General features: G+C 53.5%; 15 protein-coding genes. 6 read left to right on the forward strand and 9 right to left on the reverse strand.

Features of this window, described 5'->3' with window-relative positions; translation table 11 throughout:
- Nucleotides 1–48 precede the first annotated feature (48 nt).
- Nucleotides 49–1,131 carry a class I SAM-dependent methyltransferase gene (locus tag KV190_RS04620; protein WP_460194800.1) on the forward strand — a complete coding sequence of 361 codons (1,083 nt, stop codon included), beginning with the start codon at nucleotides 49–51 and terminating at the stop codon, nucleotides 1,129–1,131.
- Nucleotides 1,132–1,251: 120 nt separating this feature from the next.
- The gene (locus KV190_RS04625; protein ID WP_460194801.1) at nucleotides 1,252–1,701 is read left to right on the forward strand and encodes a hemerythrin family protein; all 450 of its coding nucleotides are present in this window, start codon (nucleotides 1,252–1,254) and stop codon (nucleotides 1,699–1,701) included.
- 9 nt (nucleotides 1,702–1,710) lie between these two features.
- Here the strand turns inward: KV190_RS04625 and KV190_RS04630 are convergent, their stop codons facing one another.
- The 3 genes from KV190_RS04630 to KV190_RS04640 all read right to left on the reverse strand — a co-directional run bounded on the left by KV190_RS04630 (nucleotide 1,711) and on the right by KV190_RS04640 (nucleotide 5,671).
- Nucleotides 1,711–3,447: a diflavin flavoprotein gene (locus KV190_RS04630; protein ID WP_460194802.1), complete on the reverse strand. Its 1,737-nt coding sequence runs from the start codon at nucleotides 3,445–3,447 to the stop codon at nucleotides 1,711–1,713.
- A 432-nt stretch (nucleotides 3,448–3,879) separates the two neighbouring features.
- Nucleotides 3,880–5,250: a D-alanyl-D-alanine carboxypeptidase/D-alanyl-D-alanine endopeptidase gene (dacB, locus tag KV190_RS04635; protein WP_460194803.1), complete on the reverse strand. Its 1,371-nt coding sequence runs from the start codon at nucleotides 5,248–5,250 to the stop codon at nucleotides 3,880–3,882.
- Complete coding sequence (locus tag KV190_RS04640; protein ID WP_460195224.1) at nucleotides 5,216–5,671, reverse strand: GNAT family N-acetyltransferase; 456 nt, start codon at nucleotides 5,669–5,671, stop codon at nucleotides 5,216–5,218. Before KV190_RS04640 ends, dacB begins: the two co-directional genes overlap by 35 nt.
- A gap of 307 nt (nucleotides 5,672–5,978) precedes the next feature.
- Between KV190_RS04640 and KV190_RS04645 the strand changes: the two genes are divergently transcribed.
- From KV190_RS04645 to KV190_RS04655, 3 genes are read left to right on the forward strand one after another with little or no spacing between them, the layout of a single operon-like run.
- Entirely contained in the window at nucleotides 5,979–7,706 is a 1,728-nt protein-coding gene (locus KV190_RS04645) for a succinate dehydrogenase/fumarate reductase flavoprotein subunit (RefSeq protein WP_460195225.1), read from the forward strand.
- A gap of 4 nt (nucleotides 7,707–7,710) precedes the next feature.
- Complete coding sequence (locus tag KV190_RS04650; protein ID WP_460194804.1) at nucleotides 7,711–8,760, forward strand: potassium channel family protein; 1,050 nt, start codon at nucleotides 7,711–7,713, stop codon at nucleotides 8,758–8,760.
- Nucleotides 8,757–9,524, forward strand: a complete 768-nt coding sequence (locus tag KV190_RS04655) for a potassium channel family protein (RefSeq protein ID WP_460194805.1) — start codon at nucleotides 8,757–8,759, stop codon at nucleotides 9,522–9,524. Before KV190_RS04650 ends, KV190_RS04655 begins: the two co-directional genes overlap by 4 nt.
- On the opposite strand, the gene KV190_RS04660 is transcribed toward KV190_RS04655, so the two are convergent.
- The 5 genes from KV190_RS04660 to psbH form a co-directional block, all read right to left on the reverse strand.
- Nucleotides 9,521–10,339: a carbohydrate ABC transporter permease gene (locus KV190_RS04660; protein ID WP_460194806.1), complete on the reverse strand. Its 819-nt coding sequence runs from the start codon at nucleotides 10,337–10,339 to the stop codon at nucleotides 9,521–9,523. The genes KV190_RS04655 and KV190_RS04660 overlap by 4 nt on opposite strands.
- Nucleotides 10,340–10,454: 115 nt before the next feature.
- Nucleotides 10,455–11,672, reverse strand: coding sequence for an ABC transporter permease (locus KV190_RS04665; protein WP_460194807.1), 1,218 nt, complete (start codon nucleotides 11,670–11,672; stop codon nucleotides 10,455–10,457).
- Nucleotides 11,673–11,731: 59 nt separating this feature from the next.
- Nucleotides 11,732–12,349 (reverse strand): aminoacyl-tRNA hydrolase, encoded by a 618-nt coding sequence (pth, locus tag KV190_RS04670; RefSeq protein ID WP_460194808.1) that lies wholly within the window; start codon nucleotides 12,347–12,349, stop codon nucleotides 11,732–11,734.
- A gap of 5 nt (nucleotides 12,350–12,354) precedes the next feature.
- Entirely contained in the window at nucleotides 12,355–12,588 is a 234-nt protein-coding gene (locus KV190_RS04675) for a TatA/E family twin arginine-targeting protein translocase (protein ID WP_460194809.1), read from the reverse strand.
- Between the two features lie 3 nt (nucleotides 12,589–12,591).
- Nucleotides 12,592–12,792 carry a photosystem II reaction center phosphoprotein PsbH gene (gene psbH, locus KV190_RS04680; protein WP_297051828.1) on the reverse strand — a complete coding sequence of 67 codons (201 nt, stop codon included), beginning with the start codon at nucleotides 12,790–12,792 and terminating at the stop codon, nucleotides 12,592–12,594.
- An 86-nt stretch (nucleotides 12,793–12,878) separates the two neighbouring features.
- On the opposite strand from psbH, the gene psbN reads away from it, so the two are divergent.
- Nucleotides 12,879–13,010 carry a photosystem II reaction center protein PsbN gene (psbN, locus tag KV190_RS04685; protein WP_011057227.1) on the forward strand — a complete coding sequence of 44 codons (132 nt, stop codon included), beginning with the start codon at nucleotides 12,879–12,881 and terminating at the stop codon, nucleotides 13,008–13,010.
- A 2-nt stretch (nucleotides 13,011–13,012) separates the two neighbouring features.
- Here psbN and KV190_RS04690 read toward each other — a convergent pair whose 3' ends face one another.
- A complete protein-coding gene (locus KV190_RS04690) occupies nucleotides 13,013–13,591 on the reverse strand; it encodes a photosystem I assembly protein Ycf4 (protein ID WP_297051826.1) in 579 nt (192 codons plus the stop codon).
- Nucleotides 13,592–13,755 lie beyond the last annotated feature (164 nt).

Below are 13,755 nucleotides of genomic sequence, written 5' to 3' on the forward strand. Positions count from 1 at the left end.
GTTTGCGATATAGTGAGGAATGGAAATTATGAAGTTTAGTTAAGAGCTATGTTGGTTGCGCCCTTTGCCTCTCAGTTACCCTTTGTGGAAGAGACGCTGCACAGTGGTTATCAAGCCTTGCAATGGGGCAAAAACATTTTTGCGATCGCCCACAAAACCCTGAGTGCCCGTCTTTTGAATACTCTCTTTCCGACCGAAGAGCGGACGCAACCCCTTAGCCCTGAGTTGCAAGCATGGCTCAAGGAACGTTATGAAGCCCTACTCCAGCAGGATTGGCAGGATGCGGCGGCTGGCTTGTATCCCCCCACACTCCTTTTTGACGCCCCTTGGGAAGAGTTTTTGCGCTTTTATCCAGTGCTGTGGCTAGATTTGCCGCAGATGTGGCAGCGGGCGCGATCGCGTCAATTTCAGGAGTTTGCCAAAGACGTGCGCCTTGAGGACTATCCGCAGTATTATCGCCAAAACTTCCACTACCAAACTGATGGCTACCTCAGTGAAACCTCCGCCAACCTCTACGATGTTCAAGTGGAACTGCTCTTTGGCGGTACGGCAGATGCGATGCGGCGGCGCGTGATTGCTCCCGTTGCCCAACATTTCGCCACTCATCCTCCTACGCCACCTGTACGCATTCTCGATGTCGCCTGTGGCACCGGTCGCACGCTGAAACAACTGCGCTATGGCTTTCCAGAAGCGGCACTCTTTGGTATTGATCTGTCGCCCACCTATTTGCGCAAGGCCAACTCGCTTCTCGCTACCCAGACCGGGGATTTGCCACAACTGATTCAAGGGAATGCCGAGACCCTGCCCTACGTGGACAACTACTTTAGTGCCATCACCTGTGTCTTTCTCTTCCATGAACTGCCCGCCCCAGTGCGCCAAAACGTGATCAATGAATGCGCCCGCGTTCTCCAGCCGGGGGGCGTCTTTGTCATCTGTGACTCGATTCAAGCTTTGGATTCCCCAGAGCAGCGCCCGATGATGGAAAACTTTGCCAACCTTTTCCACGAACCCTTTTACCGCAACTACATCGAAGATGATCTCAACATCCGCTTAGAAAAAGCGGGTCTGGTGGTCAAAGAGGTGCAGCACCACTTTATGAGTAAGTATTGGGTGGCCGTTAAGGCTTCTTAGCCAAACGGTGCCAGTCCGCTACGCTTTGTAACAGTTCCTGCCTGCTACGATAGGGGGTTGTTAGGCTGGAGGCACTACCTCAAAGCATCCTTTCCCTGTTGCAGTCTGGAGGATCGATCTATGGATGGGCTGGCATGGCAAGCGGAGTTTGTCTCTGGCTTGGCGGAAATTGATCAGGAACATCAGGCACTGCTGGAGATGTTGCAGCAGTTACACTCAGCGATCGCCGACGGGGCAACCTTTTCGCAAGTGAAGCCGCGATTACTAGAGTGTGCCAGCGAAACGGAACGCCACTTCCAGCACGAAGAGACCCTGATGGCTGCTGCCAATCATCCCCTCTATCTCTCCCACCGTGCGGCTCACCAAAATCTGCTACGGGATTTGAGTGGGGTGCTTGAGGAGGTGCAGAGTCATCCCGAAAAGCTGACACCAGAGACCATTGAGGCGATTGGTGCCCTAGTAGTGCGCCATATTCGCGAAGAAGATCTGCCAATGCTCTACCTGCTCACCCATCCCGCGGAGCTAGCGCAGCAACAAGCGGCTGAATTAACGGCTGAAAATGCGTTTTAGATCCCCGTGCTAACTGCTGGTTTTGCGATGTTGGATTGCCGTTAAGCCACTAGTTTGCAGCAACTCACCACTCTCGACCACGGCGTAGATGAGCCAGTGGTTGCCACAGTTCATGCGGGACTCTACCGTACATTCTAAATAGGCAAGGGCATCGAGCAAAATGGGGGCACCACTCTCAGCGCTTTTGAGGCCAAGGGTGGCTAATTGTTGCTCACCAAGGCGTTGCGCCTGCTGAAATTGACGAACGAGGGGACTGCCTTCCTTGAGGATATTCAAGACAAAGCAATCGCCCACCAAGCAGAGGCTTTCTGCCCATTCCTGCGGCAAGGACACTGTGATACCGGGGGGATTAAACGAAGCTTGGGAGACCGACGACACCAAAATAGCCGCCGCTTGGGTAAGGTGAAAACACCCTTCCGGTAGGGTGGTCAGAACACACAGGGAACCCACGACCCGGTTCATGGCTTGTTCGGTGCGATCCACCTGTGCTTCCACGAGACTGGGGGGGCGGACAGTGCGGCTCTTGCGCAGTTTCTTCAGGGCTTGGGCAAACTCGTTGGCAGCAATTTGGCATTTTTCAAGATCACTGGCCGTGGGGGTAAACTTCACCCGCAGCGTTTCAAAGCCAAGGGTATAACCAGCATCAAGCAGCTTTTGCTCAATGTCATCAATGGCCTCGCCACTCCAACCATAGGAGCCAAAGACCCCCGCCAGCTTGGTTTGGCTGCCCTCCGCCAAGATAAACCCCAAGGCGGTCTGCACCTGTGTCGGCATGTGTCCCCCTAGGGTGGGCGAGCCAATAATAAAGCCGTCGCTACTGTGGATCAGGGCTTGCATTTCCGCTGGGGGTGTCGTTTCACAGTTAACGGCCTCCACTTGAACGCCGGCTGCGGTTAAGGCTTGGGCGATCGCATTGGCTAGAATTGCCGTATTGCCATAGGCAGAGGCATAGAAAAGCGCCACCTTGGTGTCCTGTTCCGTTTGGGCTTGGCACCAGTCGCGGTAGTCCTGAAAGAGGCGGCTACGGCTAAACTTCACAATCGGGCCGTGGGCAGGGGCATAGAGGCGCGGTGGCGGTGTCAGTTCTGCCAAGCGATCCAAAATGCTTTCCACTTGGCGGGTTTGTGCCGCATGCAAACATTCAAAGTAGTAGGCACGATCCTCATCGAGTTTTTTCCACTGCTCATCGTAGAGGCTATCGCCACAGACATGGGCACCAAAGAGCTTATCTGTGAACACAATTTGATTCTGAGGATCAACGGTAATCAAGCCATCGGGCCAGCGGGGCGTAGCAGCAGCAATAAATTCCAGTTGGCGATCGCCTCCTAACTCTAGGGGTGTTTCCGCACGAGGGATCCAGAGATTCAATTGCTCGCCAAGGGTAGAGCGCAATGTTACTGCCCCTGCCTTAGAGCAGACGATAATAATCTGGGGCGCTTTTTCCAGCAAAACCTTGACGGTCGCCAGACGGTTGGAGTTGACATGACTGAGAATCAGGTACCGCAGTTGACTCAGATTAATGTGCTGCTGGAGTTCTTGCAAATAAATCTGGGTAAAGGATTCCCCCGGCGGATCTAGAAGTGTGGGCTGGGGGGCTTGGATGAGGTAGGAATTGGAGGTAGTTCCCTGTTGGCGGCCATACTCCACTTCAAACTTCAGCCGATCCCAAGTGCGCGATCGCAAGACCAAAACCCCAGGCGCAATTTCTGCGACTTGCACATCACGGGGACGAGTTTCCGTGAGCATTGGACACCTCCTGAAGACCTATCTGCGGTACTGTTATCGAAAATATCGAAATAGCACTGCCACTATAACGTAGTTTAATAGCCTAGGGAATTATGAGTAAAAACTTTTATTTTTGATTATTATTCTTTCATTTGCTCATTTTTCAAATAATAAAATTATTAGGTTATTAGGATTCAAGAAATCGGTTAACACTCGAAAACCTTAATACTTCCTAATCTTATCAAATCAAAAGATTCAGTGTTATTATTTTTGATCTTTGTTTTTATATTTCTTTTATAAGCATAATCAATAGATATAGCCCTTTTCCAAAATATGGAATACATCAAAAAAATATGGAATACATCAAAAGTATGCACTCCTCTCCCACCTTCGCCGTTTTGAGTGTATGTTGGGCTGTAGTTTGAACCACTGCATAGATGTAGAGTTTCGCTATTAGCGGTGAGGACAGTTCTGCAATTGCGCCAGCAAAACAACGATGCGATCCAAACCAGCACGGAGTTGAGCCGTGGCCTCCCCCCCTTGATTGACCACAAGGCTAAAGATAAGGGGGCGATCCTGCACGGGTTCCACATAGCCAGCTAGGGCAACGACGCCCCGCAGTGTCCCGGTTTTAGCCCAAACGCGATCTTGAGCTGCTGTATTGCGAAAGCGCTGACGTAACGTCCCTGATCGCCCAGCAAGGGGGAGCGATCGCCGCCACAGCGAGGCATGATCCGTGCGCGCCATCTGTTGCAACAGCGTCACCAATCCATTGGGTGTTAGCCAATTTTGCCGTGAGAGTCCAGAACCATCCACCAACACCGCCCCTTGTACTCCGATTCGCTGTAGGTAGCGTTGGCGATAGCCGGGCTGTGCTGCCTCCAGAGCCGCAAGGAGCATTTCTGCATAGAAGTTGTCACTCTCTTGGAGAATTGGCAAGATCAACGCCCCTAGGGAAGCTGAGGCATGGCGCACCAACACATCGGGTAATGGCTCTGCTGTCTCCACAAGGCGAATTTGCTGCACTTGAATACCGGCTTGGGCAAAGGCACGCTGCACCTGCTGCTGAAGATAGGGGATCGGCTCACTGAGGGGAATGCGCATTTCTGCTGGCTCACTGCCCCCATGGAGTTGACCCCGCACAATGATTTGCTGGCCGCGCACCTCACTTTCGAGAAATTCCGGCTCAGAGGGAGCCACGGTGCGGGTCTCATTCACTACCCGAAAATGAGTCTGCGGCTGCCGTAGTATCAAGGGTTGCCCCAACTGTTGTGGTATGACCTCTAGGTTCAGGGCATTTTGATTGAGACTAAAGCGCGTCACTACGGCTGCATAACCCATCGTCAGGTCTTCGATCGCCCATGTGGGTTCGATCGTTACGGGTGTAACACCGCCGATTTCCAAGATTGGAATCTGGCGAATCCCCTGCTGAGCAAGACCGGTGGCCATTTGTTGCAGGTCTTGGCTGCTAAAACTGGGGTCAAAACTGCCCTGAAGGCGCAGCGTTGTTCGGTCGGGCGATCGCGCACTGAGGGTGGTCTCAAAGGAATGATTGGCTCCCCAATAGTCTAGGGCGGCGGCCACTGTTGTTAGCTTGACATTCGAGGCCACCAAAAAGAGCTTTTCCCCTTGGTAGTCGTAGAGAAGATCCCCCGTGGTTAAGTCCCGCACCACCATGCCCCACTGACCCCGTTGCCATTGGGGATTTTGAATTTCCTGTTGCAGGGCACGAGCCAAGTCTTGGCGGCAGAGACCAAAGGCGGCAGGTGCAATCAGCAGGACAATCAGACTAGCAGGGGGCAGAAGCCATCGAAGCCATGCCATGAAGTGCTAAATCCTTGACATAGACGCGATCGCAGCGCTGCGTTTCCACACCTGTCGCCGGCTGATAGCCCGCCTTTTCGTACAAATGGACGGCCGTAGTCATAATCGAGGCCGTTTCAATCCAGATTTTGCGGTAGCCGGCCGCTGCAATGGCTGCCTCCAGATGGTGCAAGAGAAACGTCCCTAGGCCTTGGCCGCGCACGCGGGGATGGAGATACATTTTGCGAATTTCGACAGCAGCTTCGCCCCGCTGAATGGGATAGAAGGCGATCGTGCCAACGACTTCCGAGGCCTGCTCCACCACCCAAAATTGTCCGCCCCGGCGGTGGTAGTAATCTTCAACGTGAACCACATCGGCATCGGCGCCTTCGGGTTGCCAAGAAAGGCCAAACTCACTGAGGACATTGGCAATGAGGTGCATGACCGCTGCCCGATCGCGATCGCACCAATGGCGCACCCCACAATCCCCATAGTGAAGAAAAAATGCACTCAAGGACGGCTGCCTCCCATAAAATTACAGTCCTTTTCCCAGAGAGAGAACACGCACAAAAGCATCGAAAGCGCTGTGCCCCCAAAAGAACTGTACTGCCACTCTAACGATTCAGCGTGAGGCTCGCAAGATCATTTTGCTACTGTTTTTATCTTTGTTTCATCTTTGCTGCTTTGCTGCCGCCGCCGCTCTCCTAATCGCCAACTTAGTATAGGAAAAGATGCTGGACAAACGGACGATGCAAGACTTTGGCGTTGTGATTGTTGGTGGTGGCCTAGCAGGCTGTCGTGCTGCTTTGGAAATTTGCCGCCTTGCCCCGGAGATCCCGATTGCCCTTGTGGCCAAAACTCATCCCATTCGTTCCCATTCCGTTGCCGCCCAAGGGGGCATTGCCGCTACGCTGAAAAATGTGGACAGCGAAGACTCTTGGGAAAGCCATGCCTTTGACACCGTCAAGGGGTCAGACTTTCTGGCGGATCAGGATGCCGTCGCCATTCTTGCCCAAGAAGCGCCCGATGTAGTGATTGACCTTGAGCATTTGGGAGTGCTCTTCTCTCGCTTGCCCGATGGCCGCATTGCCCAACGTCCCTTTGGTGGTCACACGCACCAGCGCACCTGCTATGCAGCCGACAAAACTGGTCATGCCATTCTCCACGAACTCTACTGCAATCTCCTGAAATACAATGTCACCTTTTTTAGTGAGTGGTATGTGCTGCGGCTAATTGTCGAGGATCAGCAGGCCAAGGGGGTCGTCGCTTACCACATTGAAACCGGTCAACTGGACATTCTGCGGGCACCCGCCATTCTTTTTGCCACAGGGGGCTATGGTCGCGTCTTTAATACCACTTCCAATGATTTTGCCTCCACTGGGGATGGCTTAGCGATGACGGCACGGGCAGGCTTGCCCCTTGAGGATATGGAGTTTGTGCAATTTCACCCAACGGGGTTGTATCCAGCGGGGGTTTTGATTTCTGAGGCGGTGCGCGGTGAAGGGGCTTATCTACTCAATGCCGAGGGGGAACGCTTTATGGCACGCTATGCTCCCAGTCGCATGGAACTGGCTCCCCGTGATATTACCTCGCGGGCGATCGCCATCGAAATTCGCGAAGGGCGGGGCATCCACAGTGACGGTTCTGCCGGTGGGCCTTTTGTCTATCTCGATGTCCGCCACTTGGGTCGCGAAACCATCATGAGTCGCATTCCCTTCTGTTGGGAGGAAGCCCATCGCTTGGCGGGGGTGGATGCGGTGGTGGAGCCGATTCCTGTCCGTCCGACGGTACACTACTCAATGGGGGGCATTCCCGTCAATGTCAATGGTCAGGTGCGTGCCAATGCTACGCAGATGGTGAGCGGCTTCTATGCTGCCGGCGAATGTGCCTGTGTCTCGGTGCATGGTGCCAACCGCTTGGGCAGTAATTCTCTCTTAGAGTGCGTGGTCTATGGCCGCCGCACGGGTGCCGCGATCGCCAAGGATTTACCGAGTCTGCCCCGCCCCCAATTTGACCCCCAGCCCTACCTGCAAGCAGCGGAGCAACAAATTCAACACCTCTTTGACCAAGCCGGGGATCTACGCATTGCCCAACTGCGGCAGCAAGTACAAGATTGCATGACCCAATACTGTGGCGTGTTTCGCACGGCTGACTTAATGCAGCAGGGGCTAGCGGAATTGCAACGGCTCAAGGCGGCCTATGGCCGGATTCGCCTCGACGATCGCCAGCGCTATTGGAATACAGAGCTGGTTGAGGCTCTTGAACTGGCCAACCTACTGATCGTTGCTGAGGTGATTCTCAGTAGTGCCCTTGCCCGCCAAGAGAGTCGTGGTGCCCACTTCCGTGAGGACTACCCTCAGCGGGATGATGTCAACTTCCTACGCCACACCCTAGCCACCTACCACAGCGACGGCATTAAAATTGACTATCTACCCGTCACCATCACCATGTTTCCCCCCCAGGAGCGCAAGTATTAAAGCCATGCGACGGTTACCTGCGACCCCTGCCCTCAACCGTTTTATTATTGGCATCACCCTCTTTGTCCTGATTATGTTGGTGGCGGTGGTGGGCTACACCAGCTTTGGCTGGAACTGGCTCGATGCCCTCTACATGTACGTGATCACCGTCTTTGGCATTGGCTACAGTGAAGTGCGACCGCTGATTACGCCAGCGCAACGCTTCTTTAACATGATGATCATTGTGGCCGGCAGTGCCGCAACCGTCTATACCATCGGTGCCGTGGTGCAACTGTTTACCGAAGGGGAGATTAAACGCCTACTCGATATTCAACGGGCGAGCCGCGACATCAACAAACTCAACCGCCATGTCATTGTCTGTGGCTTTGGCCGCATTGGTCAGGTGATGGCCCAAGAATTATCGGCATTAAAAACCCCCTTTGTGATTTTGGATGTCAATGAACAGCGCATTGATCTAGCGATACAGTTGGGCTATTTGGCCTATTTGGGGAGTGCGGCGGAGGAAGAAACGCTGCGCGTGGTGGGCATTGATCGGGCGATCGCCCTAGCGACAGTGCTGCCCAATGATACGATCAATGTCTTTATTACGCTGACAGCGCGATCCATGAATCCGAGCCTGCTGATTGTGGCACGGGCGAATTTAGCCACCACGGAATCGAAGCTGCGCATGGCAGGGGCAGATCACATCGTCTTGCCAACAAAAATTGGCGCCAGTCAAATGACCAACCTCATTCGGCGGCCACGCATTGACTTCCTCGAACAAACGGGCGATCGCGAGACCCTCAACGACCTCTTGAGCAACATTGATGCTCGCCTTGAGGAACTGGAGATTACCGCCGATTACCCTTACGTGGGTACGCGCTTGACAGGACTTGAGGTACGTGGCCAAGGGGCATTTATTATTGTTGGCTTGCGCAAAAGTGATGGCCAATTATTCCCAACCCGCGCCAATCCCCTTGTGGAAGTGGGCGATACATTGATTTTATTGGGTCATGCCCAAGATGCCCCCAAGCTCATTCGCAAATATACGTCCCGCTCCCGCCACTCCCAATGACAACTCCCGCTCATCTTGCTGACCTCAAGGATCACGTCATCATTTGCGGCTATGGCTCCCTTGGTCGCACCCTAGCGATGAACTTGGCCGCTGCCCAAATCCCCTTTGTTGTAATTGACAACCAGCGGCAGCGACTACGGCTTGCCCAACAGTCAGGGCACCTTTTCTATCGCGGTGACGATCTCATGGATGAAAATGAACTCTTGGCGGTGGGGGTGGATCGCGCTCGTACTGTGGTGGCGGTTTTGGCCGATGATGCCAGTAATGTCTTTATTACCTTGATTGCCCGTCGCCTCAATCCCAACTTGCAAATCTTGGCCTATGGTGAATTGCCAGCCACAGAGTCCAAACTGCGTTTTGCTGGAGCTGATCATGTGGTCTTGCCCTCGAGTATCAGTGCCCAACGCATGGTGCAGCTCATTACTCGCCCGACAGTGTTGGATTTTCTTGAGGAAAAGGATGAGCGCAGTCACCTGATTGAGCTACTCAGCCAACTCGATCTTCAGATTGAGGAGTTTACGCTGCCCTTGGAGTCCTCGCTGGTGGGGTTAGCGATCGCCGATGTGGAAGCAAAAGGCCGAGGCCGCTTTATTATTGTCGCTATCCGCCATCAGAATGGTGCCTTGGTGACCCATCCCCCCTTAACCTTGCCCCTAGCACCGGGAGACACCCTGATTGCCCTTGGCCGAGCAGCGGAAATTAAAACCTTCTTTCGCCAATATGCCCACCGCCAGCCAATTCGCTATCGCGGCCTAGGAAGTTAGCCCTTCAGACCAGCACCAGTTTGGGAGGGAATGATATACCGCTGCAAGAAAATAAACACAATGAACACGGGCACAATTGAAATTACGGAGCCAGCGGCAATGAGTCGCCAATCCAAGGAAAACGTCCCCGCCAAGGTGACCACGCCAATGGGCAGGGTATAAAGCTCTGGCTGATCCAAGACCAACAGGGGCCAGAGAAAATCACTCCAAGCGCCAATAAACACAAAAATGCCAAGGGTAACGAGGGCAGGGCGAATGGCCGGCAGCATCACAAACCACCACAGCCCCAGTTCTGAGCAGCCATCGAGGCGAGCCGCTTCCTCTAGTTCCTTGGGCACCGCCATAAAGGCCTGTCGCAACAGAAAGATCCCAAAAGCGGAGGCCAAACTTGGCAGCATAATTCCCAGATAGCTATTCCGCAGCCCCAACTGCACCGCCAAAATAAACAGGGGAATCATGATGATTTGAAAGGGAATCATGATCGTCGCCAAAATGGCCGTAAAGATCACCTCACGCCCGCGAAAGGACAGCCGTGCCAAGGGATAGGCGGCCAAGGCAGAGGTCAGGAGATTGCAGGCCACCGTTAAGACCGCCACTAGCGCACTGTTGAACAGGTACTGGCCAAAGGGATTCGTTTGCCAAACCGTGACAAAGTTCGCCCAGGTTGGTTCGGCGGGCAGCCAGCGGGGTGGAAAGGCAAAAATATCTTCATTGGCAGACTTGAAGGCCGTACTGGTGAGCCAGACCAAAGGCAGCAGCATGGCGATCGCGATCGCCACCAACAGCAGGTATATCCAGCCTCGCCGTAGGGTCATCGCCGTGTCCAAAGATTGGTAAACATCATCAACAGGCCACCAATGACAATGGCGATCGCAAGGCCGCCAGCAATCCAGTCTAGGGTTGTCGTTTCCATCAGCAATTTCCGTACTTTTAGACACTGCGCAAGGCAACAATCGGATCCAGCCGCGCTGCCCGTTGAGCCGGAACCACCCCAAAGAAGAGGCCAATACTGCCCGAAACGCCCACAGCAAGAGCCACAGCAACGGGAGCAACTCCAGCCTCTAGGGGAGTGAGCATTACCACCAGCATCACACCGCCCACACCGACGCCGGTACCAATTAGGCCACCGAGGGCCGACAGGATCATCGCCTCAATCATAAACTGTGCCAGTATATCCCGCTGCGTGGCACCAATGGCCTTGCGCAGACCAATTTCTTGGGTACGCTCCGTCACGGATACCAGCATAATGTTCATAATGCCAATCCCCCCCACCAGCAGCGAAATGCCCGCGATCGCCGCCAACATCAAGGTCAGGGCATTGCTAATGTTGCCAATAATTTGCAAGGCTTCCTTTTGAGTTTGAATGGTAAAGTCATCCTCATCAACAATTTGATGCCGCAGCCGCAGGAGGTTAGTAATCTGAAACTTGGCCGCATCAATGCTCTGCTCATCGCGAGCCGACACTGAAATAAAGGTTAGGGAAATCCCATAGGGGGAACGCTGCCCGACAATACGGGAAGACATCGTTGTAATCGGAATATAGGCCGCCTCATCCTGATTGTTGCCAAGGAACGCGCCCTTTTCGGCCATGACGCCAATCACCTCAAAGGAAAGATTCTTAATCCGCACCTGCTGACCCACAGGATTTTCATTGATAAAGAGCTTCTTCGCCAAATCCGAGCCTAAAATCACGACGCGACGATGCCGTTCCACATCCTTATCGGAGATAAAGCGCCCCTGCGCCACTGTAAAACTGCGCACTGAGGGAAAGGTGGGGGTGGTTCCGACAATCAGCACATTCGTGTTGCGTCCTCGATAGGTGACCCGTTGTTGCACTTGGATTTGCGGCGCCACTTCCTTCACCGTGGGTACTTGGGTGGCGATCGCCTTGGCATCCTCAAGGACAAGGGTTTGCGGCACATTAAACGTGCGGTTACGGGCTTGGGGCGTCCCCGGCACAATAAAAAGCGTATTCGGACCGAGGGATTCAAACTGACTGGCGGCATAGCGCTGTGCCCCCTGACCCACGCCGACCATAGCAATCACCGCTGCATTGCCAATAATAATCCCCAGCATCGTTAGCCCACTGCGGAGCCGATTGGCCTTAAGGGTAGCGATCGCCATGCGCACACTTTCAGCAATGTCCATGATCCTGCGCCGAAAACACCTGTTTTTAATCTAACTTGAGAGGCTCCTTCCCCTCAGGTTCAGGATTGCGGTAGGGGAATACTTTTGCCGTTGTAGAGATTCATGGCCGCCTCAACCCCAGACTGAATACTTAACTCAATCGCATCCACAGCAAGGTCAAGCACAGCCGGTAAAATCGCCAGTTCGGCGGCTGAAAAATGTCCCAAAACAAAGGGCACAGCATTGCGTGGCCCGGTTTGTTGCTTCAGGCGATCGCCAAAGGCAATGCCCACCTTCAGGCGGGGAAACTCTTGGGAATGGCAATATTGAATAATTGATTTAATCCCGTTGTGTCCCCCCGTTGAGCCACTCAGGCGCAAGCGCACCCGCCCCAGGGGCAAATCGGCATCATCATAGACCACAAGGGTTCGCTCAAGGGGCAGCTTATAAAAATTCAACAGGGCGTGGAGAGATTGCCCCGAACTATTCATATAGGTAGTGGGCTTGAGGAGGCGCACCTTTTGACCATGAATCAGAGCTTCTCCTACCTCTCCCAAGAAACGCCGCTGCGGGGTCAACTGTACCCTATACCGCTCGGCAAGGGCGTCGAGGACACGAAAGCCAATATTGTGGCGCGTTGTAGCGTACTCTATCCCCGGATTTCCAAGGCCGACAATCACACAGGGCTGGAGTGCCATGCCACCTAAGCGGAGGGTTCCCGAGGTGATTCAGACTCTGTCTTGGCCTGCTGTTCCTGCTCGAGGGCAGCGGTCTGCCGCTTCATTTCATCTTGGAATTCGCGGGAGGCTTCCTCAAAGGCACGCTTTGTTTTGCCAAGGCTGCGGCCAATTTCCGGCAGCTTTTTCGGGCCAAAGATGAGCAGTGCCACCACCAAAATGACGATGAGTTCCGGCAGACCGATCCCAAAAACGTTCATGGATTATCCCAGTGCTTTCCAACTCACGTTAACACCATCGAGGATCAGTGTCGAGTTGTAGATTTGCAGAATGATCAGCAAAAAGACCAAAAATAGCCCCATAAAGACCGCCATCAAGGGAGTGGTACCCCAGCCGGGGGCGACTTTACCGTATTCAGAGTTCAAGGGGCGCAGAATATCCCCGAGCCAAGTCCGTCGTGCCATAAATCCCTTTTTTGAACGAAATGAACAGCGTTTTAATGTTTCGTAATATTATAGAAGCATATCTTGCTCCCATTTAGTACGCTTCTATGGAACCTGCAACAGTTCTTAGCATTGCTCTCGCTGCCGTCTGCATTGGCGTCACTGGCTACTCCATCTATCTTTCCTTTGGCCCCCCCTCGAAGGAGCTAGCGGATCCCTTCGACGATCACGAGGACTAAAATCACAATCCCTCGACGGGAACTCCCAAAAAGCTGGCGATTGTTGCTCCCTGCGTCTCCAGTTCGGCCAAGGGCAGCGGTGCACCCACGCGAGTCAGGGGGACTTCACCTCGGCCTTTAATCTTCAGGTAGAGGGCACGCTTGGGGTTGAGTCCCTCTTTAATGACAATTTTCACAGCTTGAACATCGCTAATCGGGCAACTGACCTCAATTTGGCGGTTCTTACCGGGGAAGCCCCAGCGAAAAATGCGCACAAAGCCCGTTTCTTTGTTGAACTCATTGAAGCCACCGCCAATGTCCCAGGCGATCGCCAGCCACAGATATGTTGCCAACAGCAGCGCCGCCACTCCATAAAAGCCAATGGCAATGCCTTGGGGAATAAAGACCAAATCAATTGGGTTACCAATGGGCAGTAGGTTGCGGTGCAAATAGCTAGAGAGACCAGCCAAAAAGAAGCCCAAGCCACCAATGGAGACCGCTGTTGCCCAAAAGTAGTTACTAGGGCGACGGGAACCCAGCACCGTATAGCGCAGAACCGACTCTTGACGCGGGGATGGCTCAGTTACAGGGGAGTTCGTCATAGCTTGCGTTGCCAAAGTTAAAGCACTTTACATATTAAGAGAAATTGGGGGTATTCCTAAAGAAAGAATGTCTCTGCCCCACAATGCTCTGCATAAAAGCTAGGCTAGAACTACTCTTGGGTGGCTAATTCTACCTGTAGAGTAGGGAAGTCCGAAACAGCGTT

This window comes from Thermosynechococcus sp. FA-CM-4201 (genome assembly GCF_054689355.1).

Coding starts and splice junctions, on each gene's coding strand:
- KV190_RS04620 (WP_460194800.1), top strand. CDS start 49: ATGTTGGTTGCGCCCTTTGCCTCTCAGTTACCCTTTGTGGAAGAGACG.
- KV190_RS04625 (WP_460194801.1), top strand. CDS start 1,252: ATGGATGGGCTGGCATGGCAAGCGGAGTTTGTCTCTGGCTTGGCGGAA.
- KV190_RS04630 (WP_460194802.1), bottom strand. CDS start 3,447: ATGCTCACGGAAACTCGTCCCCGTGATGTGCAAGTCGCAGAAATTGCG.
- dacB (WP_460194803.1), bottom strand. CDS start 5,250: ATGGCATGGCTTCGATGGCTTCTGCCCCCTGCTAGTCTGATTGTCCTG.
- KV190_RS04640 (WP_460195224.1), bottom strand. CDS start 5,671: ATGCACCTCATTGCCAATGTCCTCAGTGAGTTTGGCCTTTCTTGGCAA.
- KV190_RS04645 (WP_460195225.1), top strand. CDS start 5,979: ATGCAAGACTTTGGCGTTGTGATTGTTGGTGGTGGCCTAGCAGGCTGT.
- KV190_RS04650 (WP_460194804.1), top strand. CDS start 7,711: ATGCGACGGTTACCTGCGACCCCTGCCCTCAACCGTTTTATTATTGGC.
- KV190_RS04655 (WP_460194805.1), top strand. CDS start 8,757: ATGACAACTCCCGCTCATCTTGCTGACCTCAAGGATCACGTCATCATT.
- KV190_RS04660 (WP_460194806.1), bottom strand. CDS start 10,339: ATGACCCTACGGCGAGGCTGGATATACCTGCTGTTGGTGGCGATCGCG.
- KV190_RS04665 (WP_460194807.1), bottom strand. CDS start 11,672: ATGGACATTGCTGAAAGTGTGCGCATGGCGATCGCTACCCTTAAGGCC.
- pth (WP_460194808.1), bottom strand. CDS start 12,349: ATGGCACTCCAGCCCTGTGTGATTGTCGGCCTTGGAAATCCGGGGATA.
- KV190_RS04675 (WP_460194809.1), bottom strand. CDS start 12,588: ATGAACGTTTTTGGGATCGGTCTGCCGGAACTCATCGTCATTTTGGTG.
- psbH (WP_297051828.1), bottom strand. CDS start 12,792: ATGGCACGACGGACTTGGCTCGGGGATATTCTGCGCCCCTTGAACTCT.
- psbN (WP_011057227.1), top strand. CDS start 12,879: ATGGAACCTGCAACAGTTCTTAGCATTGCTCTCGCTGCCGTCTGCATT.
- KV190_RS04690 (WP_297051826.1), bottom strand. CDS start 13,591: ATGACGAACTCCCCTGTAACTGAGCCATCCCCGCGTCAAGAGTCGGTT.